Consider the following 19226-nt stretch of genomic DNA (forward strand, 5'->3'; position numbering starts at 1 on the left):
GTCTCGTACTTACGCCGTAAGTGGCGCACTCGCGCGCCAGCTCAGCACGGCCACCATCCTCTCGGTCTTCGCCCCTCCCCGCCGACAACAACCCCCCCTCACCCCCCAACCCCCCGGGGGCCGCGCGCCCCCCCCCCCCCCCCCGGCGGCGGCTGCCGTGTACCCCGCTCGGGTGCACGGCGCCCGGACGAGGGCCGTCCCCCTCGTCCGGGTGTCCGGGGTGCTCAGGCTCCTGCGGCGATGCGCGCGAGCCGCTGAGCCTCCGCCCGCGTGGAGCGGGCGATGGCGTCCTCGTCGGCGTGCAGCAGGCGGTCGTTCTCGACCACGGGCCTGCCGTTCACGAGGGAGAGGGTGACCGGTGCCGCGGCGCCGAAGACCAGGGCGGTCACCGGGTCGGCGATCGAGGCGTGGGCCAGTGTGTCGAGCCGCCAGAGCACCAGATCGGCCAGCTTGCCGGACTCCAGCGAGCCGATCTGCCCGGCACGGCCGAGCACTTGGGCACCGCCGTACGTACCGAGGCGCAGAGCCTGGCGGGCGTTGAGCGCGGCCTCGCGGTGCACCGCGCTGAGCCGGTTGATCAGCAGGGCGTTGCGCAGTTCGGTGTGCAGCTCGCCCGACTCGTTGGAGGCGGTGCCGTCCACCCCGAGTCCGACCGGGACCCCGGCCGCGAGCATGTCCGGTACGCGGGCGATTCCGGCGGCGAGGCGGGCGTTGGACGAGGGGCAGTGCGCGACACCCGTCCGGGTGCGGGCGAAGGCCGCGATGTCGGAGTCGTTCATATGGACGCAGTGGGCCATCCACACGTCCTCACCGAGCCAGCCGGTCGACTCGAAGTAGTCGGTCGGGCCCATGCCGAACAGCTCGTGGCAGAACTGCTCCTCCTCCACCGTCTCGCTGCCGTGGGTGTGCAGGCGTACGCCCTTGCGGCGGGCCAGCTCGGCGCCCTGCTTGAGCAGTTCGGTGGAGACGGAGAAGGGAGAGCAGGGGGCGACGGCGATCTGGGTCATCGCCTCGAAGGAGGCGTCGTGGTGCTTGTCGATGGTCTCCTCGGTGGCGGCGAGCGCGCCTTCGAGGGTCTCGACGGCGAAGTCGGGGGGCAGCCCGCCGTCCTTCTCGCTGCGGTCCATGGAGCCCCGGGCCAGGGTGAAGCGGACGCCCATGTCGGACGCGGCGCGGATGATCGCGCCGGAGAGGTCTCCGGAGTCCTTCGGGAAGACGTAGTGGTGGTCCATGGCAGTGGTGACGCCGCCGCGCGCCATCATCGCCAGGGAGCCCTGGGCGGCGGAGTGCACCATCTGCTCGTCGACGCGGGCCCACGTCGGGTAGAGCGCGACCAGCCAGTTGAAGAGGTTGTGGTCGGTGGCGAGGCCGCGGGTGATCCACTGGTAGAAGTGGTGGTGGGTGTTGACCAGGCCGGGAGTGACGAGGTGTCCGGTGCCGTCGATACGGCGGACCACGTTCACCAACCGCTCGGGAGCCTTGCCCGCCCCGATGGACTCGATCCGGTTGCCCGCGACGACCACATGGCCGTCGGCGTACTCGGTGTCGTCGGCGTCGACGGTCGCGATCGCGCAGTTCTCGATGACGATCCGCTCGACCGGCTGGTCAGGGGCTGCCGATGCTGCCATGGGACTACTTCCTCATGCTTTCGGTGGCGGAGCGGGCACGGCAGGGCCCAGAGGATTTGAGTGCCGGAGCGAGTCACCCTGCTGTGTGGACCCGTGGTGCTCCGGGTGCCGAGTTCATGGAGTTGGTGTTCCGGGCGGTCCGGGCCGGACGCCGAACGGGTAGGGACCCGGACCACTCGCTCACAGGTTGGACATGTCCACCGGGATCAGCGCTTCGGCGCCGTCCCGCAGGATCGTGGCCTCGATCAGTCCGTAGGGCCGGTCGGCGGCGAAGTAGACCTCATTGTCGTTCTTGAGGCCGAAGGGCTCCAGGTCCACGAGGAAGTGGTGCTTGTTCGGCAGCGAGAAACGGACCTCGTCGATCTCGGCGCGGTGATCGATGATGCGCGCACCCATCTGGTACAGCGTCTGCTGGAGCGACAGGGAGTAGGTCTCGGCGAAAGCCTCGAGCATGTGCTTCCTGGTCGCCGCGTAGGACTTCTCCCAGTCTGGCATGCGCTCGTCCTCGTCGCTCCAGTTGAAGCGCCAGCGGCCGGACACCTCGGTGGCGAGGATGCGGTCGTGCGCCTCCTGGAGGGTGGTGTACTTGTCCTTCACATAGCCCCAGAACTCCGAGTTGGTGGAGTTCATGACCACCAGGTCCTTGAGGCCGGAGATCACCTCCCACCGCGCGCCGTCGTAGGTGATCTGGGTGAGCCGGGTCTCCTGGCCCTTGCGGACGAAGGAGTGCTTGATCTCGTCAGCCCCGACGAACCTGGAGTTGGCGCCGGACGCCGGGATGCGCTCCCAGGCGTACTCCTCGATGCGGATGCGCGCCCGCTTGATCGGCTCCTGCGAGGTGACGAAGTGGCGGGCGAGGTGGATGCCGAACTGCTCGGCGGACTCGATGCCGTGCTCCTTGGCGAAGGCGTACACCGTGTTCTTGGTGGTGTCCGTCGGCAGCACGCTGGCGTTCGAGCCGGAGTAGTGGACCTCGTCCATGTCACCCGACAGGGCGACGGAGACGTTCAGGTCCTTGATGTGGTGGGTCGCGCCCTCGCGGGTGATCTTGACGACGCGGTTCTCGGCTTTGCCGTACTGGTTCTGGCCGAGGAGGACGGGGCGGGCGGGACGGGATTGGGCTGTCATTGTCTGCTAGCTCCCTCGGTAAACGGAGTAGCCGAACGGGTTGAGCAGCAGCGGTACGTGGTAGTGCTCGCCCGGCTTGACGGCGAAGGTGATCGCCACTTCCGGGAAGAACGCACCGCTGTCCCGATTCGCGGGGGCGTCCTGCTGCGCATCGGCTTGCTGGTCGGCTGCGACTACGGCTGGACCCTGTCCTTGTCCGAGGAAGTAGTCCTCGGTACCGAAGTCGAGACGTACATGGGTGGTGCCCTCCGGCAGGGCCGGGAGGTCCTTGCATCGTCCGTCCGGGTCGGTCGCCGACTTCCCGAGCGCCGCCCATGCGGCGCCGGATCCCTCGCGGGCGGACAGGGAGACGGCGACGCCCTGCGCGGGGCGGCCGACGCTGGTGTCCAGGATGTGTGTGGACACCGAGGTGTGCGGAGCTGCTGCGGCGTTGGTACTGGTCATCGGTTCTCTTCCTCCGCGGGCACTACGAGTCGGGCCAGCCGGATGCGATTGATCTTGCCCAGTTCGGTGCGGACGATCTCCCGCTCCTGCTCGGACGAGTGGTCGATCCGCTCGCGGAGGGCGTCGCGCATCTGCTCGCCGGTGCGGCCGGTGGCGCAGATGAGGAAGACATGGCCGAACTTCTCCTGGTAGTCCAGGTTCAGCTCCAGCATCTCCGCCCTGAGCTCATCGGAGACCCCTGCCATCCCCCGCTGTTCCCGCGCGGAGGTCGGGTCACCGGGCTTCGGGCGCCCGATCGGCGGATGCCCCGCCATCGCTTCGGCCAGATCGTCCGCGGTCAGCTCCGCCATCGCGGCGTCACTGGCGGAGCAGAGGGCTTCGACGGTGGCGTAGGGACGCCGGGCGAGCACGCTCCTCCCCCAGGTGGCACTGGCGCACACCTCGTGCAGCTCGGCGGCCGCCGCGCTGTCCGCGGCGGTATTGAACCGGGCCAGGCCCGGTACGGGAGTCGAGGACACGGGAGCCTCCGTGCAGTGCGTGAGACGGGCTGTGGACAGCTAACGCCTTCCACCGACGCCACGTCAACACTTTGTTGAAATGCGGCGCCCCCACGGGCCCCGCCCTACTCGCCCTTCGCGGCGTTCTCCCGGTTCAGGTAGTTGTAGACGGTAAATCGGCTCACACCCAGCGCGCCCGCGACGGTCTCCACACCATGCCGCACGGAGAAGGCCCCGCGCGCCTCGAGGGTGCGCACGACCGACTGTTTCGTCTTGCGGTCGAGCGCCTTCAGCGGCATGCCGTAGGTGCGCTCCATCGCGGCCAGGATGTGATCCAGGGACTCCGCGAGCTGCGGCAGGCGCACGGCCAGCACCTCCGCGCCCTCCCAGGTGAGCACGACATCGTCACGCTCCGCCTGATCCGGTGCGAGTATCCGCCCGCCCATGGCGTCCACGAGCGGCTGCACGGCGACGACCAGCGGATGGTCCGCGGACCGGTCTACGGACTCTGTCACCGCTCGCCCCCCTCACCCGGAGCACCCGGAGCACCCGGAATGACGCTGACCTGGAGCGATACACGGGTGGCACCTGCCCCCAGGGTCTGGCGGAGCAGCGAGTCGACCGCGGTGAGCACCGCATCCGTGGCACCTTCCGCCGTGTTGCCGAAGGGCCCGACGTCCACGGCGTCGAGATCGGCCGCCTGGATGACCTCACGGGCCACCAGGGCATGCGCCGGCGCTTCGTCCAGGTCGAAGGGCTCGGTCGTGAACTCCACTCGCAATCGCATGCCCACACGGTAAGCCCGCCCACCCGCCGCCCTTGCGACGGCCGCCCCTTGACAGCCCTCCCCCACGAGAGGCAATCTTCCATTAAGCAGAAACAAGCTTCCGCTATACGGAAGGAGCGTGTCCTTATGGCCCGCTTCCCCGAAGCCGCGGTCACGGACCGGCGCTTCGACGTGAATCTGTCGATCCTCTTCACCGAGTACCCGCTGCTGGAGCGCCCGGCCGCCGCCGCTGCCGCCGGTTTCGCGGCAGTCGAGCTGTGGTGGCCCTGGACGGAGACCCCCACCCCCGCCCAGAGCGAGCTGGACGGACTGCGCGCGGCCCTTTCGGACGCGGGCACCCGGTTGGTGGGGCTGAACTTCTACGCGGGGCAGCTCCCGGGCCCTGACCGCGGCGCCCTGTCCGTGCCGGGCGAGGAGTCGGAGCGCTTCCGCGCCAACATCGACGTCGCGGCCGACTTCGCCGCGTCGGTCGGTTGCACGGCGCTCAACGCGCTGTACGGCAACCGCGTCGAGGGCGTCGATCCGGCCGCACAGGACGAACTGGCGCTGGAGAACCTGGTGCTGGCGGCCCGCGCGGCCGAGCGGGTGGGCGCGACGGTGCTGATCGAGACCCTCAACAAGCCCGAGTCCCCGCTCTACCCACTGGTGAGCGCCCCGTCCGCGATCGAGGTCGTGGACAAGGTGAACGCGGCGACCGGCCTGGGAAATGCCAGGTTCCTGCTCGACATCTACCACCTGTCGATGAACGGCGAGGACGTCAGCGCGGTCATCGCGGAGTGCGCCGGCAAGACCGGCCACGTCCAGATCGCGGACAACCCGGGGCGCGGCGCACCGGGCACCGGTTCGCTCCCGCTGGGGCGGCATCTCGAGGAGCTGCGGAACGCCGGTTACGACGGCTGGATCGGCCTTGAGTACAAGCCCGGGGACCGCCCGAGCGCCGGGGCCTTCGACTGGCTTCCGTCCGGCGCCCGATCCGGGCGCTGAAGGCACCTCGCCACCGCACCCGCCCCACCTCCGCAACAACAGCTTCCAGGAAGGCAAGGCCCCCTATGAGCACCCCCACGGACTCCACCCGCACGACCCTGCCCAAGGTGGCCTGGATCGGCCTCGGCATCATGGGTTCGCCCATGTCCGAGAACCTGCTGAAGGCCGGCTACGAGGTCACCGGTTTCACCTTGGAACAGGACAAGCTCGACCGGCTCGCCGCGGCCGGCGGCAAGGTCGCGGCCTCCATCGCCGAGGCGGTCGCGCAGGCGGACGTCATCGTCACGATGGTCCCGGCGTCCCCGCAGGTCGAGGCCGTCTCCTACGGCCATGACGGCATCCTGGAGAACGCACGCGAGGGCGCCCTGCTGATCGACATGTCATCGATCACCCCGCAGACCTCCATCGACCTGGCGAAGGCCGCCGCAGGCAGGGGCATCCGCGTCCTGGACGCCCCGGTGTCGGGCGGTGAGGCGGGCGCGATCGAAGCGGTGCTGTCCATCATGGTCGGCGGCGCCCGGGAGGCCTTCGACGAGGCGCTGCCGCTTCTGGAGGCGCTGGGCAGGACCATCGTCCTGTGCGGTCCGCACGGCTCGGGCCAGACGGTCAAGGCCGCGAACCAGCTCATCGTGGCGGTCAACATCCAGGCCTGCGCCGAGGCGGTCGTCTTCCTGGAGAAGTCGGGTGTGGACCTGCGTGCGGCCCTGGACGTACTGAACGGTGGGCTCGCGGGCTCGACCGTGCTGGCCCGCAAGAAGGACAACTTCCTGAACCGTGACTTCACGCCGGGCTTCCGGATCGACCTCCACCACAAGGACATGGGAATCGTCACCGACGCCGCCCGCGCCGTGGGCGCCGCACTGCCGGTCGGCGCGGTGGTGGCCCAGCTCGTCGCCTCCCTGCGCGCGCAGGGCGACGGCGGTCTTGACCACTCCGCACTGCTGCGGGCCGTCGAGCGGCTCTCCGGCGGGCAGTTCGCCTGAGCCCGCCCTGCCGGGCTCAGGCCCCGGACTTCCGGGCCGTGGCCGCACCGACAACTGTCCTGTCGCGCCCAGGTGCCGCCACGGCCCGGATGCACACCCACCATTTCAACAAAATGTTGACGCTGTTGCCGGGGCAAACCTAGGCTCCTGCCACGCCCACTGCCGTCGGGGGCTCCCGGGCTCCCCGGTGTCTCCCGATCTCCCGTACGGAAGGTCTTCCCGCCCCATGTCGAAGCGCGTGCTGACGACCGAGTCCGGTGCTCCGGTCGCCGACAACCAGAACTCCGCCACCGCAGGTGCCGGCGGTCCGCTGCTGCTCCAGGACCAGCACCTACTGGAAAAGCTGGCGCGCTTCAACCGCGAGCGCATCCCGGAGCGGGTCGTACACGCCCGCGGCTCGGGAGCGTACGGCCACTTCGAGGTGACGGACGACGTCACCGCGTACACCAGGGCGGACTTCCTCTCCGAGGTCGGCAGGCGCACCGACACGTTCATCCGGTTCTCGACCGTGGCCGACGCGCTCGGGGGCGCCGACGCGGTGCGCGACCCGCGGGGCTTCGCGCTGAAGTTCTACACCGCGGAGGGCAACTACGACCTCGTCGGCAACAACACACCGGTGTTCTTCATCAGGGACCCCGTCAAGTTCCCCGACTTCATCCACTCCCAGAAGCGCGACCCGTTCACGGGCCGTCAGGAGCCGGACAACGTATGGGACTTCTGGGCCCATGCCCCCGAGGCCACGCACCAGATCACCTGGCTGATGGGCGACCGGGGCATACCCGCCTCGTACCGCCACATGAACGGCTACGGTTCGCACACCTATCAGTGGACCAACGCCGAGGGCGAGGCCTTCTTCGTCAAGTACCACTTCAAGACCGACCAGGGCGTCCGCTGCCTCACCTCCGAGCGGGCCGCCGAGCTCGCCGGCCAGGACCCTGCCAGCCACCAGACGGATCTGCTCCAGGCCATCGAGCGGGGTGTGAAGCCGTCCTGGACCCTGTACGTGCAGATCATGCCCGCGGCCGAGGCGGCGGACTACCGCTTCAACCCGTTCGACCTCACCAAGGTCTGGCCGCACGCCGACTACCCGCTGCACCGCGTGGGCCGGCTGGTGCTCGACCGCAACCCCGAGAACATCTTCGCCGAGGTCGAGCAGGCGGCGTTCTCACCGAACAACTTCGTTCCGGGAATCGGCCCTTCGCCGGACAGGATGCTCCAGGGCCGTCTCTTCGCCTACGCGGACGCGCACCGCTACCGCCTCGGTGTCAACCACACCCAGCTTCCGGTCAACTCCCCGCAGGGAGTCCCGGGCGGAGCCGCGGACAACTACGGCCGGGACGGTCTCATGGCCACCCGCAACGGCTCCCGCTACGACAAGAACTACGAGCCCAACTCCCACTCCGGGCCCGCCCAGACGGGCACCGCGCTGTCGGCCCCGCTGGCCGTCCAGGGCTGGACGGGCACCCACGCCACCCTGGCGCACAGCAAGGACGACGACTTCCACCAGGCGGGTGAGCTCTACCGGCTGATGTCGCAGGAGGAGAAGCAGCGCCTGGTGGCGAACATCGCCGGCGGCCTCTCCCAGGTGTCCCGTGACGACGTGGTCGAGAAGAACCTGGCGCACTTCCACGCCGCCGACGCCGACTACGGCAGGCGCGTCGAGGAGGCGGTCCACGCCCTGCGCGACGCCTGAGACACCCCCCAGACCGGACCGCGGCGGGCGCGAGCCAGTGCGGTGGTACGGGCCGCCCCGTCCCCCTTCCTGACCTGAAGGAAGGCGGGACGCAAAGCCCACCGCCCCGCCGCGGTCCCACCTCGTCCCCTCTTGTGCAGGGGACGATGGGTTCCTGTGCAGCTCAGGGGGATGGTCCGTGGTTCAGGCAAGTCAGGCACGTAACTGGGGATGATTCAGCGTTTGATGCGTCCGCGGATGGCGAGGACGCCGAGGGCGAGGAGTGTGGGTTCGAGCAGGCGGGAGGTCATCTCGATGTAGGTACCGGCGGTGGTGAGGTTCTGGCCGCTGGAGCGGAAGACGACCGAGTTGACGGCGACGCGGGTGGCCTTCTCCGCTCGTTTCCAGGACCACCGCTGCGGCCACTTGCCCTCCAGGACGGCGTCGGGGGCCTTGGTCGTCAGACTGATCTTGCTGCCGTGGACGGTACCCCTGGTGGCGGGGTCCGGGTCTTGGCTGGGCAGGCCGACGCCCATCAGAAGCAACACGGTCAATGTCATGGAGGCGAACAGCCAGGTGAAGGCGCGAGAGGCGCGCAGGCCGTAGCCGGACAGCAGCCAGTATCCCCACAGCAGGCGGCGTTCGCCCTTGGCGGTGCCGGTGAGGTCGTGGCGGCGCATTTCGGACTCGCCATAGTAGAAGTCGGCGGCGCCGGGTTCGTTCTTGCCGTCCTCGAAGGCCTTGCGTAGCTGCCGGTACAGGGCGGCGACGTCTACCGAATCAGAGGTGTGAGCAGGGTCCGGGGGGTCTGGGCGATGCCACCCGGAGCCCTCACCGAGTGTGTGGGCGCGCCAGTGGTGTTCCTCCGCGAGGGTGCGCCGGCGGGTGTAGCGGATGGGGCGGATGCCGCGCCAGTGCCGGCCTCTGGGGGTGTCGTCAAAGGTGGTGCGGCCTTCCAGGCGGATCTGGTCGAGATGGAAGGCCCCGGAGAACAGGCATGCGGTGAGGTCCGTGTCGGTCAGGACCAGGTGTGCGGCATCCACGCCTTGCACCGACAGGACCCGTACCCGGTCTGGCGGGCGCGGGTTCTGAGGGTCGGCGCCTGTCAGCAGAGCCGCACCCACAGCGCTGTCCTCGTGGGTGAAGGGGGTGGGGTGGACGACGACCGCGGTGGGGGCTGTGAGAACTGCGTGACCAAGGTCCACGTCCGCATACCGCAGCCGCATCACGGCCGTCGACTCCCACCGCGTTCGGGCACACACCACCGTCGCTGCGGCTATCTCCAGGGTCACCGGCAGAACGAACACCGCCCCCGACAACACGACCCGCTCCGCGCATACCAACGGTCCCAAGACCGACACACCCTCAAAGCGCACACCGTCGAACCAGGCGGAGCGGGAGAACTGCGCCCCGCCGAACCAGGCGTCGCCGGAGAACTGCGCCCCGCCGAACCTGGCGCCGTCAGGGAACTGTGCGCTCGCGAATTGGGCGTCGCCGAAGAACTGCACCTGGTCGAACCGGGCGGTGCAGGAAAACTGCGCGTTGCAGAAGGAAGCTTTGCTGGAAAACTGTGCATCGCGGAACCAGGCAAGTTCGGAGAACTGCGCGAGGTCGAATTGGGTGTCGCCGGAGAACTGCGCCCCGCCGAACCAGGCGCCAAAGGGAAACTGTGCATCGCGGAACCAGGCGATGCCGGAGAACTGCACCTGGTCGAACGAGGCGCTGACGGAGAACTGCGTCTCGTTGAAGTACGCGCTGCCGGAGAACCGCGTCTCGTTGAACTGCGCGCTGCCGGAGAACTGCGCCCCCCTGAACGCCGCGACGCCGCCGAACTGCGCCTGGTCGAACCAGGTGTCGCCGGAGAACTGCGCCCCGCTGAACACCGCGTCGCCGTCGAACTGCACCCCATTGAACCGGGCGGTGCCGAGCTGGGGTTTGCCGGTAGCGGGGTCGGTGAGGGCGTGGAGGAGGGCTTGCAGCAGGTCTGATGTGAAGTGGGTGCCTCGGTGGTCGACGTCGGCGCCGGGGGTCAGGCCAGTCAGGTAGGTGGTGCGGTCGGTGTTCGTGAGGTGGGTCAGGCATGCAGTGTGGCCGGGGACGTGGATACCGGGACAGCCGACCGGGTCGGTGGCCGGGTCTGCTCCGTGCCCGCAGCACGGCCAGGAGGGGGGTAAGGGTGCGCTCATAGTGCGGCAGCTCCGCAGATGTGTGTCGAGGTGCCGGGCAGGCAGAAGTGAGGACGCGCAGAGGGCTGGTACCGGTTCAGGTCCGGTCGTGGCGACGACATTGCCGTCGGGCGAGGCAGCCCGAAATCGGCTGTCCGAAGCAGCGATACAGAGGCTGAGGAAGTGGTGTCACCGTGCCTCTGTCGGTCGGACGCCACGGACTGCCGGTGATGGCATCCGATTTGTGACCTTGTTTCGGTCGAACCGAACTCGGGGTTGGTACCGCGTCACGAACATGCCGTACATGCCTGAGCAATATCTGTCAGGCAACGGGTCCCGAGGACGACTTGCCCCACATGCCCTACACCTCCCTAACTTGATCTTTGACCTCGGGGTCCGAACGAGGTCTCGTACTTGATCACTCGGACTGGTAACTGCCGTACGTGCGGGCGGCCTTCGGCTGAGCATGTGATCCGACCAAGGAACACACAAGCTCAGCGCGAAGGCCGTGGAGATGAGTCTGTCGCATCATGCTGTCCGGCAGGATCCCTTTGCGGGACTGTCACGCTTCCGGGGTGAGTTCTACTCCTGTCTGACCAGGCGTGCGGATGCCTTGTTCGAACTCGCGGACGCGGTGTTGTGTGCGGATGGTCCGGTCCGTTCTCTGGTGGAGCTGTCGCTGGTGGGCGAGCACCGGCGCGGTCACGGCGGGCTCTACGACGCCCTGGCCGCGGGCCGGGTCGATGTGGCCCGGCTGCGACGGGCCCTGGCCACGGTGCCTCTGCCCCGGGCGGCGGACGGCCGACTGGTGCTGGCCGCCGACCTGACCAGCTGGTTGCGGCCCAGCGCCCACACCTCACCGCAGCGCATCCTGTGCCACACCTACGGGCGGGGCAAGGACCAGCACATTCCCGTTCCCGGCTGGCCGTACTCGGTGATCTGCGCACTGGAGACGGGCCGCAGTTCCTGGACCGCACCGCTGGACGCGCTGCGCCTGGCACCGGGTGACGACGCCGCCACGGTCACCGCCCGGCAGATGCGCGAACTGATCGAACGGCTGACCTCAGCAGGGCAGTGGGCCCAGGGCGATCCGGAGATCCTGATCGTGGTGGACGCCGGCTACGACGTGCCCCGTCTGGCCTTCCTGCTGAAGGACCTGCCGGTGCAGGTGCTGGGCCGGATGCGTTCGGACCGTGTCCTGCGACGTGCGGTCTTGCCCCGTGAGCCCGGTGTCCGGGGGCGGCCACCCCGCCACGGCGGCGAGTTCGTCTTCGGCGACCCGGCCACCTGGAAAACTCCCGACGCCCAGACAGTGACCGAAACCCGCCTCTACGGCACCGCCACCGCACGGGCCTGGGACCGCCTGCACCCGAGACTGACCCACCGCTCCGCCTGGGCAACCCAGCTCGGCACGCTGCCGGTCATCGAGGGCACCGTGCTCCTCTTCCAGGTCGAGCACCTGCCCAGCGGCGCCACACCGAAGCCAGTGTGGCTGTGGTGGTCCGGCACCGACGCCACCACCGTCCAGGTCGACCTGCTCTGGCAGGCGTTCCTGCGACGCTTCGACATCGAGCACACCTTCCGGCTCTTCAAACAGACCCTGGGCTGGACCTGCCCGAGGATCCGCACACCCGAGGCGGCGGACCGCTGGACCTGGCTAATCCTCTCGGTCTTCACCCAGCTACGGCTCGCCCGCCCACTGGCAGCAGACCTCCGGAGGCCCTGGGAGAAACCGACTCCGCCCGACAAGCTCACCCCAGCACGCGTCCGTCGCGATTTCCGGCACCTCCGCCCGAAGGCCGCCTGCCCAGCCGGAGCACCGAAATCCTCCCGGCCCGGCCCGGGACGACCACCCGGCCGCAGGAACAACCAACCCACCGCACGCTATGACGTGCACACCGTCGGCAAAGAAGGCCCGGCGAGACAACGCACAAAGAAGGCAACGACCCAACGTCCCCGCCGCACAGGTTAAAGATCAATCTAAGGGCTGTCCCGCAATACCCGCCGGGCGCACGACGACAGCTACGGCACCTCGCTGCGTTGTCGAATCACCCGAATACACCCAGTATGAGCGCGACTCTCCGCCTTGCGATGCACCGCATCTGACGCCACGCGCTGGTCCGCCGGGTATTGCAGGACAGCCCTTAGCACCCCAGATAGTCCACATTCCTGTGCGTCTCCGCGCGCTCCCGCCCGTTCCCACGCGTTCCCGGATTCGTTACCGACAGTTCCTCACTGGTAACTTCTGTTGAGTTGATCAAGCTCCGTGCCTGATGTCACGGCCGTGAGCGACACCCCAATCACTCGACAAGGATGCGACCTTGGCTCCTGTCCGGCTTCGCCGCTCGACCCGTCTCGCAGCTACCGCGGCGGTCCTCGCCGCCACCCTCTCCCCGCTGCCCGCCGCCCCGGCGTTCGCGGCGGAACCGTCCGACACACCGCACCTCGACGCCATCGAGCAGGTACTGCGCGAGGTGTCACCGGGGCTTGAAGGCCAGGTGTGGGAGCGCACGGCGGGCAACCGCCTGGACGCGCCCGCCGATGATCCCTCCGGCTGGCTGCTCCAGACCCCGGGCTGCTGGGGTGACGCCGCCTGCGCTGAGCGGTCCGGCACCAAGCGGCTCCTGGCGAAAATGACCGCGAACATCGCGCAGGCCACCCGCACGGTGGACATATCCACTCTGGCGCCGTTCCCCGACGGGGACTTCCAGGAGGCGATCGTCTCCGGTCTCAGGAGCGCGGCGGCGACGCGCGGGGCGGGCGACGACAAGATCAGGGTGCGGGTCCTCGTCGGGGCCGCGCCGGTGTACCACCTGAACGTGCTGCCGTCGAAGTACCGTGACCAGCTCCTCTCCGGCCTCGGCGACGCCGCCGACGACATCACCCTCAACGTCGCGTCGATGACGACTTCCAAGACCGGTCTGTCCTGGAACCACTCCAAGCTGCTCGTGGTCGACGGCCAGTCCGCGATCACCGGTGGGATCAACAACTGGAAGGGCGACTACCTCGACACCACTCACCCGGTGTCCGACGTCGACCTCGCCCTCACCGGCCCGGCCGCCGGCTCGGCCGGCCGCTACCTGGACCAGCTCTGGTCCTGGACGTGCGACAACAAGAACAACATCGCCAAGGTGTGGTTCGCCTCGTCCGGCGGCGGCTGCATGCCCGCCCTGTCCACGACGCAGCCGTCCCCCGGGGCCGGCCAGTCCGGCGACACCCCGGTGATCGCCGTCGGCGGCCTCGGCGTCGGCATCAGGGACCGCGACCCGTCATCGGCGTTCAAGCCGGAGCTGCCGAACGCCTCGGATGCCAAGTGCGGCGTCGGCCTGTCCGACCGCACCAACGCCGATCGCGACTACGACACGGTCAACCCCGAGGAGAGCGCCCTGCGGGCGCTCGTCAGCAGCGCGACCAGCCATGTCGAGATCTCCCAGCAGGACATGAATGCCACCTGCCCGCCGCTGCCGCGCTATGACATCCGGCTGTACGACGCGCTGGCCGCGAAGCTCGCCGCCGGGGTGAAGGTCCGCATCGTGGTCAGCGACCCGGCCAACCGCGGTGCGGTCGGCAGCGGTGGCTACTCGCAGATCAAGTCGCTCCGCGAGATCAGCGATGTGCTGCGCAGCCGCCTCACCCGCGTCACCGGCGACGGCACGAGCGCTTCGGCGGCGATGTGCGGCAATCTCCAGCTCGCCTCCGCCCGGAACGCCGACAGCGCCACCTGGGCCGACGGCAAGCCGTACGCGCAGCACCACAAGCTGGTGTCGGTGGACGGTTCGGCCTTCTACATCGGCTCCAAGAACCTGTATCCGGCCTGGCTCCAGGACTTCGGCTACATCGTGGAGAGCCCGAAGGCCGCGGCCCAGCTCGACGACGCGCTGCTCGCTCCGCAGTGGAAGTACGCGCAGAAGACGGCCACATACGACTACGCCCGCGGGGTCTGCCAGGGCTGAGTGCGGGCCTGCCCCTGCCCCTCGCCCCGCAACGAAGCGTCGTTGCGGGGCGAGGCAGGTGAAGCAGCACCTGACGGCCGGGGCGCGGCACTCAGGGAAGTGTCCAGATCTGCGTCGTGACGAGCCAGAAGACGACGCACCAGAAGCCGAGCAGCGCGGTGACGATGCCGAGGCCGATGAGGTTGGTCTTCGCCGCCGGTTCCTCAGGGGACGGCCGCAGCCAACGCCTGAGCAGCGGATTCACATAGCGGGGCATGGTCAGGAAGCTCATGACGAAGCTCGACAGCAGGTTGCCCACGAGCAGCCCGATCCACAACGGCATGTTCAACGGGGCCAGCACGAGTGCCAGCACCACAACGGTCGGATACAGCCCGACCCAGACGGCGATGGCGGTCTTGGTCTCGGAGGGCGGCGGCGCCTCGGTGCCGTTGTTGTCGAAGGCGAACCAGCTGCCGAAGGAGTCGTCTATGGTGCGCAGCCGGTAGTCCTCGAACTTGTCGCCTTCGGTCAGCATTTCCTGCCGCTCTGCCGAGGTCAGCCAGACGTCGAGGTGTTCGGCGTTGTCGAACCTGTACAGCGTGGTCCATTCGTCCTGCAACCCCTCCACGGGGCGGAAGACCTCGGTACCGCGGTATCCGTCGAACCGGCTCTCCGCCGCGGCCATACGGCGCTGCCAGTCGAGGAAGTCGTCGACGTGGGCCGGGTCGACGCGGTGGGTGACCACCACCGTCACCAGCGTGTCCGGGGACGGCGTGCTGCCGCCGCCCACGACCTGCTGTGTGGCGGGGCCGTCGAAGTACTCGTGGCCGGAGTCGAGAAGGCTCTGCCGGGTGGCGCTGTTGATCCATGCCTCAAGGTGCTCTATCGAGTCGAATCTGTACACGACCACCCAGTCGGGTTGGACCGCCGTCGGGGGCGAGGTCTCGGTGCCGAGGAAGCCGGGGTAGCGGGAGGCGGCGGTGTTGACCTCCTTCTGCCACGCCTCGAACTCCCGCTCGCGGCTGGGGTGGACCCGCTGACCGATGATCGCCGTGACGGCGGTGCCTTCGAGCCGTTCGGTACTCATGTGCTCAGACCCGTCCGGGCCGGTCGGCTCTGACTGAGCCGGCGGTAGATGCGTTCCGGAGTCAGCGGCAGTTCCCGGTAGCGGATGCCCGTGGCGTCGTGGAGCGCGTTCGCCAGCGCGGGGGCCACCGGGTTGATGCAGCATTCCGCCATCCCCTTCGCCCGCAGGGGCCCGACGGAATCGGCCGATTCCACCAGGAGCACATCGGTACGGGGCACATCGGCGTAGGCCGGGATGCGGTAGTTGCGGAGGTTCGGATTCACCACGGCACCGTGCTCGTCGATGTGGTGGTTCTCCGTCAGTGCGAAGCCGATCCCCTGGGCCACACCGCCCTCCACCTGTCCCCGGACCTGCGCCGGGTTGATGACCACACCCGCGTCGGTCGCCTGGACGCTGTAGAGGACGCGGATCTCCCCGGTCACCGGATGCACGGCGATCCGGAACCCCTGGGTGTTGGAGGTGACGCTGCGGGGCGAGCCGTACGCCTTGCGCGCGGCGGTGAAACGGATTCCACGGGTTCGGGCCGCGGCGACGAGCTCCGCGAGGGGCACGCGTCGCTCGCCGCAGACCACGCTCTCGTCGTCCATCGAGCACATCACGACATGGACCCCCGTGTAGGAGGCGGCGAATTCGAGGATGCGGTCGCGCACGGCGCCGGAGGCACGGAGCACCGCGTTGCCCGACACGAAGAGGCCCGCGCTGGCGAAGGCACCCGTGTCGAAGCCGGTGCGATCGGTGTCGGACTGCACCAGACGGATCCGGGCCGGTGTCGTGCCCAGCTGAGCCGCCGCGATCTGCACATGAGCGGTCGATGTCCCCTCACCGAACTCGACCGTGCCGACGGCCACTTCGTACACCAGGTCCTCACCGAGTGTGACCCAGGCCTCCGAGATGTGTTCGGTCGGCGGTGCGGTCTCATGCAGTGAACTCGCCACGCCTGCCCCGAGGAGCCATTCAGGGCCGGGGGACGGTTCGTCAGCCGTGCGGGCCATGGCAGCGCCCACCAGGTCGATGCACTTCGCGAGGCCGTCCTCGGTGAACGCCACGTCGTCGGGGCCCTCGTGCAGGGCGACGAGCGGATCACCCGGACGCACGATGTTGCGCCGCCTCAGTTCGAGCGGATCGATGTGCAGCGCGCGTGCCAGTTCGTCCATGGCCGATTCCACGGCGAACGCCGGTTGCGTCATCCCGTAACCGCGCAGCGCGCCGCTCGGGACGGTGTTGGTGTAGACGGAGTACGCGTCGTACTTCTTGTGCGGACAGCGGTAGATCATGACGGCGGCGCTGCCCGCGTACAGGGTCTCGCCACCGTGGTTTCCGTACGCCCCCGTATTGGACACGTTGCGGACCTGGAACGCCGTGAGAGTGCCGTCCGCTTTCGCGCCGAGCCTGACCGTCAGCTTCATCGGGTGCCGCGGCGAGGCGGTGGTGAACTCCTCCTCGCGCGTGTACTCGAAGCAGACCGGCCTGCCGGTGTCGAGGGTGGCGAGTGCGACCAGGTCCTCCGAGATCACCTCCTGTTTGCCGCCGAAGCCGCCGCCGACGCGCTTGCAGAACACACGAAGCTGGTCCGGGCGCAGCGCGAACAGATGCGAGAGCTTGACTTTCGCGATGGACGGAGACTGCGAACTGGTGCGGACGTTGAGCCGGCCGTCCTCCATCCAGGCGATCGAACCGTGGGTCTCGAGGTGCGCGTGCTGCACCCGGGGCGAGGAGTAGGTGCCTTCGTGGATCACGTCGGCATCGGCGAACCCGGCGTCGACGTCGCCGATGTGCGCATGCATCTCGAGCAGGATGTTGCGGACCGGGTCGCGCACGAACGGATCGTCCGCGCCGTGCAATTGTGGCGCCCCGTCGGCCATCGCCTGTTCGGGGTCGAACACCGCGGGCAGCACCTCGTAGTCGACGACGACCCCTCGGCAGCCTTCTTCCGCCGCCGCGACCGTGTCGGCGAGGACGGCCACGACGCGTTGGCCGACGAAACGGACCGTGTCGTCCAGAATCCGGGTGTCGTCCGGATCGACCAGGTGGTCGGTGTGGATCGCCGTCGTGAAGCGCCTGCGTGGCACGTCCTCCCATGTGTAGACGCGTCGGACGCCGGGGACGGCGAGCGCGGCGGTGGTGTCGATGGAGACGATCCGGGCGTGTGCGTGCGGCGAGTGCAGCACCTTGAGGTGCAGCATCCCTTCGAGGTGTGTGTCCATCGTGAACTCGGCCCGGCCGGTGACCACATCCTCGGCCGCCGGTGCTCCGACGCTCGTCCCCACGGCCTTTCCCGGGGTGGCGGGTTCCACGCCCACGATGCCCTGCACGGCATCCTGGATGCCCCGGTAACCGGTGCAACGGCAGAGGTTGCCCTTCAACGCACGTGGCAGGTCCTTCTTCTGCGCCTCGGTGAACGTCGCCGCAGTCATGATCATCCCAGCGGTGCAGAACCCGCACTGGAACCCTGGGGCGTCGCGGAACCGCCGCTGCATCGGATGCAGGTCGCCGGGTGATCCGATGCCCTCGATCGTGGTCACCTCACGGCCTTCGGCACGGAAGGCGGGGGTGATGCAGCTGTGCACCGGGGCGCCGTCCAGCCACACGGTGCACGCCCCGCAGTCACCCGCGTCGCACCCCTTCTTGACGCCATGACACCCGAGCGAGCGCAGGAACGTGCGCAGGCACTGGCCGGGGTGGGGTTCCTCGTCGAAGCTCATGCCGTTCACGGTGTACGTCATGCCGGGCCCCCTGCCATGAGTTCGTGACGGATCTCCTCGGCGAAGTGCTTCGTCAGATGGCGACGGTGCCCAGGGGACCCGTTGGGGTCGGCGAACCAGACGTCTGCGGGAATGACGTCCATGCTCTGCTGAAGTGTCCGGGCGTCGGGCATGGTGTCGAAGGCGACGCGCACCGGCCGCGTGGTGCCGGCCGTGACGGTGAGCGTCAGGTCACTCGTTCCCGGCGTCCGGGTACCGACGAGGAACACGGTAGAACGGCCGAGGCGGGTCAGTGCGAAGCGACGGTGCGCGGTGCGCTTCCTCAGGGCGCGCGCCGGGATCCGCACGCGCCGCAGGATCTCTCCCGGGCCGAGGATGTTCCGGTGGTCACCGGTCACGAAGTCGAGGGCGTCGACGGTGCGCGCGGACCCGTCAGGAGCCCACAGCTCGTACTCCGACTCCAGGGCCACCGTGAGCGTGATCATCGGCCCGGCGGGCAGCGACATGCAGATGTTGCCGCCGACGGTGGCGGAGGTCCACACCTTGAACGAGGACAGGAACGCCTCGCAGCTCGTGGCGAGAAGGCTCCCCGCGATCCAGTCGGCGGGCGGGGAGAAGGCGTACAGCTCCTGGACGGTGCACGTCGCACCTATGTCGAGGCCCTTGTCGCCCGGGACGAGGGAATCCCAGCGCAGCGCGGTCAGATCGATCAGGCGGTGCACGTCGGGCTGCTCCACGGAGAACAGCCAGGTGCCGCCGGCGAGCCAGGCGTCACCTTCGCGCCAGTCGGCTCCGGGCCGGTCCTGCGGATGCCGGACGACTTCCGTGACGGTGTTGAGATCCATGGGGACTTGTCTCTCTCACGACAAGGGCCGCGACGGACCTTACCGGCGCGCCATCCGTGGGCCTGCACGGAGACGGCTCATACGCATGGGGCAGATGTACCCTGTCGCAGCGTCACGCCTTCCGGGGCGCTCGCGTCCGTCGCAACACCACCTTTTGAACCGGCCGGTTGCAGTCGGCCGAGCGTGCCGTCGAACCGCTTCCGGCCATGGACGGCACCGGGGGCCGGTGCACCCACCGAATGCCGCAAGGGCACGGCGTATGCGCCGAGAGCGAGCGGCACGGTCTTCGCGGGACAGAAGCGAATCCCGAACGATCGCCACCCGGCCGACGAAACCGGCCGCCGGGCCGAATTCAGCAAGGCAGCGGGCTCG

The 19226-nt window shown here is 68.9% G+C and carries 15 protein-coding genes; 5 read left to right on the top strand and 10 right to left on the bottom strand.

Going from position 1 to position 19226, the window contains the following annotated elements; all coding sequences use genetic code 11:
- Positions 1-224 precede the first annotated feature (224 nt).
- The 6 genes from ACFV6V_RS25295 to ACFV6V_RS25320 all read right to left on the bottom strand — a co-directional run bounded on the left by ACFV6V_RS25295 (position 225) and on the right by ACFV6V_RS25320 (position 4484).
- Positions 225-1628 (bottom strand): 8-oxoguanine deaminase, encoded by a 1404-nt coding sequence (locus ACFV6V_RS25295; protein ID WP_385569079.1) that lies wholly within the window; start codon positions 1626-1628, stop codon positions 225-227.
- A gap of 180 nt (positions 1629-1808) precedes the next feature.
- Positions 1809-2756: a factor-independent urate hydroxylase gene (gene pucL, locus ACFV6V_RS25300; RefSeq protein ID WP_385569081.1), complete on the bottom strand. Its 948-nt coding sequence runs from the start codon at positions 2754-2756 to the stop codon at positions 1809-1811.
- 6 nt (positions 2757-2762) lie between these two features.
- Entirely contained in the window at positions 2763-3200 is a 438-nt protein-coding gene (gene uraH, locus ACFV6V_RS25305) for a hydroxyisourate hydrolase (protein ID WP_385569083.1), read from the bottom strand.
- Entirely contained in the window at positions 3197-3718 is a 522-nt protein-coding gene (gene uraD, locus ACFV6V_RS25310; RefSeq protein WP_385569086.1) for a 2-oxo-4-hydroxy-4-carboxy-5-ureidoimidazoline decarboxylase, read from the bottom strand. The genes uraH and uraD overlap by 4 nt, the downstream gene beginning before the upstream one ends.
- A gap of 104 nt (positions 3719-3822) precedes the next feature.
- Positions 3823-4212, bottom strand: coding sequence for a helix-turn-helix domain-containing protein (locus tag ACFV6V_RS25315; RefSeq protein WP_385569089.1), 390 nt, complete (start codon positions 4210-4212; stop codon positions 3823-3825).
- On the bottom strand, positions 4209-4484 hold the full coding sequence (locus ACFV6V_RS25320) for a hypothetical protein (RefSeq protein ID WP_385569091.1): 276 nt from the start codon (positions 4482-4484) through the stop codon (positions 4209-4211). Before ACFV6V_RS25320 ends, ACFV6V_RS25315 begins: the two co-directional genes overlap by 4 nt.
- A 126-nt stretch (positions 4485-4610) precedes the next feature.
- Here ACFV6V_RS25320 and ACFV6V_RS25325 point away from each other — a divergent pair, with 126 nt between their 5' ends.
- From ACFV6V_RS25325 to ACFV6V_RS25335, 3 genes are all read left to right on the top strand, one after another.
- Positions 4611-5468 carry a TIM barrel protein gene (locus ACFV6V_RS25325; RefSeq protein ID WP_385569094.1) on the top strand — a complete coding sequence of 286 codons (858 nt, stop codon included), beginning with the start codon at positions 4611-4613 and terminating at the stop codon, positions 5466-5468.
- A 65-nt stretch (positions 5469-5533) separates the two neighbouring features.
- Complete coding sequence (locus ACFV6V_RS25330; protein WP_385569097.1) at positions 5534-6451, top strand: 2-hydroxy-3-oxopropionate reductase; 918 nt, start codon at positions 5534-5536, stop codon at positions 6449-6451.
- A 226-nt stretch (positions 6452-6677) separates the two neighbouring features.
- A complete protein-coding gene (locus ACFV6V_RS25335) occupies positions 6678-8144 on the top strand; it encodes a catalase (RefSeq protein WP_385569099.1) in 1467 nt (488 codons plus the stop codon).
- A gap of 215 nt (positions 8145-8359) precedes the next feature.
- Here the strand turns inward: ACFV6V_RS25335 and ACFV6V_RS25340 are convergent, their stop codons facing one another.
- Entirely contained in the window at positions 8360-10027 is a 1668-nt protein-coding gene (locus ACFV6V_RS25340; RefSeq protein WP_385569101.1) for a pentapeptide repeat-containing protein, read from the bottom strand.
- Between the two features lie 775 nt (positions 10028-10802).
- On the opposite strand from ACFV6V_RS25340, the gene ACFV6V_RS25345 reads away from it, so the two are divergent.
- Positions 10803-12260: an NF041680 family putative transposase gene (locus ACFV6V_RS25345; protein WP_385569103.1), complete on the top strand. Its 1458-nt coding sequence runs from the start codon at positions 10803-10805 to the stop codon at positions 12258-12260.
- 349 nt (positions 12261-12609) lie between these two features.
- Positions 12610-14241 (top strand): phospholipase, encoded by a 1632-nt coding sequence (locus ACFV6V_RS25350; RefSeq protein ID WP_385569106.1) that lies wholly within the window; start codon positions 12610-12612, stop codon positions 14239-14241.
- Positions 14242-14332: 91 nt separating this feature from the next.
- Here ACFV6V_RS25350 and ACFV6V_RS25355 read toward each other — a convergent pair whose 3' ends face one another.
- The 3 genes from ACFV6V_RS25355 to ACFV6V_RS25365 are packed head-to-tail and all read right to left on the bottom strand — an operon-like array spanning position 14333 to position 18854.
- Positions 14333-15307: an antibiotic biosynthesis monooxygenase gene (locus tag ACFV6V_RS25355; protein WP_385569109.1), complete on the bottom strand. Its 975-nt coding sequence runs from the start codon at positions 15305-15307 to the stop codon at positions 14333-14335.
- Positions 15304-18030 (bottom strand): molybdopterin-dependent oxidoreductase, encoded by a 2727-nt coding sequence (locus tag ACFV6V_RS25360; RefSeq protein WP_385569111.1) that lies wholly within the window; start codon positions 18028-18030, stop codon positions 15304-15306. Before ACFV6V_RS25360 ends, ACFV6V_RS25355 begins: the two co-directional genes overlap by 4 nt.
- Positions 18027-18854 (bottom strand): FAD binding domain-containing protein, encoded by an 828-nt coding sequence (locus ACFV6V_RS25365; RefSeq protein WP_385569114.1) that lies wholly within the window; start codon positions 18852-18854, stop codon positions 18027-18029. Before ACFV6V_RS25365 ends, ACFV6V_RS25360 begins: the two co-directional genes overlap by 4 nt.
- Between the last annotated feature and the right edge of the window lie 372 nt (positions 18855-19226).

Origin of the sequence: Streptomyces sp. NPDC059828, assembly GCF_042731955.1 — a bacterium.
Lineage (GTDB): Bacteria > Actinomycetota > Actinomycetes > Streptomycetales > Streptomycetaceae > Streptomyces.

Coding starts and splice junctions, on each gene's coding strand:
- ACFV6V_RS25365 (WP_385569114.1), bottom strand. CDS start 18,854: ATGGATCTCAACACCGTCACGGAAGTCGTCCGGCATCCGCAGGACCGG.
- ACFV6V_RS25325 (WP_385569094.1), top strand. CDS start 4,611: ATGGCCCGCTTCCCCGAAGCCGCGGTCACGGACCGGCGCTTCGACGTG.
- uraH (WP_385569083.1), bottom strand. CDS start 3,200: ATGACCAGTACCAACGCCGCAGCAGCTCCGCACACCTCGGTGTCCACA.
- ACFV6V_RS25295 (WP_385569079.1), bottom strand. CDS start 1,628: ATGGCAGCATCGGCAGCCCCTGACCAGCCGGTCGAGCGGATCGTCATC.
- pucL (WP_385569081.1), bottom strand. CDS start 2,756: ATGACAGCCCAATCCCGTCCCGCCCGCCCCGTCCTCCTCGGCCAGAAC.
- ACFV6V_RS25320 (WP_385569091.1), bottom strand. CDS start 4,484: ATGCGATTGCGAGTGGAGTTCACGACCGAGCCCTTCGACCTGGACGAA.
- ACFV6V_RS25360 (WP_385569111.1), bottom strand. CDS start 18,030: ATGACGTACACCGTGAACGGCATGAGCTTCGACGAGGAACCCCACCCC.
- ACFV6V_RS25335 (WP_385569099.1), top strand. CDS start 6,678: ATGTCGAAGCGCGTGCTGACGACCGAGTCCGGTGCTCCGGTCGCCGAC.
- ACFV6V_RS25345 (WP_385569103.1), top strand. CDS start 10,803: ATGAGTCTGTCGCATCATGCTGTCCGGCAGGATCCCTTTGCGGGACTG.
- ACFV6V_RS25330 (WP_385569097.1), top strand. CDS start 5,534: ATGAGCACCCCCACGGACTCCACCCGCACGACCCTGCCCAAGGTGGCC.
- ACFV6V_RS25355 (WP_385569109.1), bottom strand. CDS start 15,307: ATGAGTACCGAACGGCTCGAAGGCACCGCCGTCACGGCGATCATCGGT.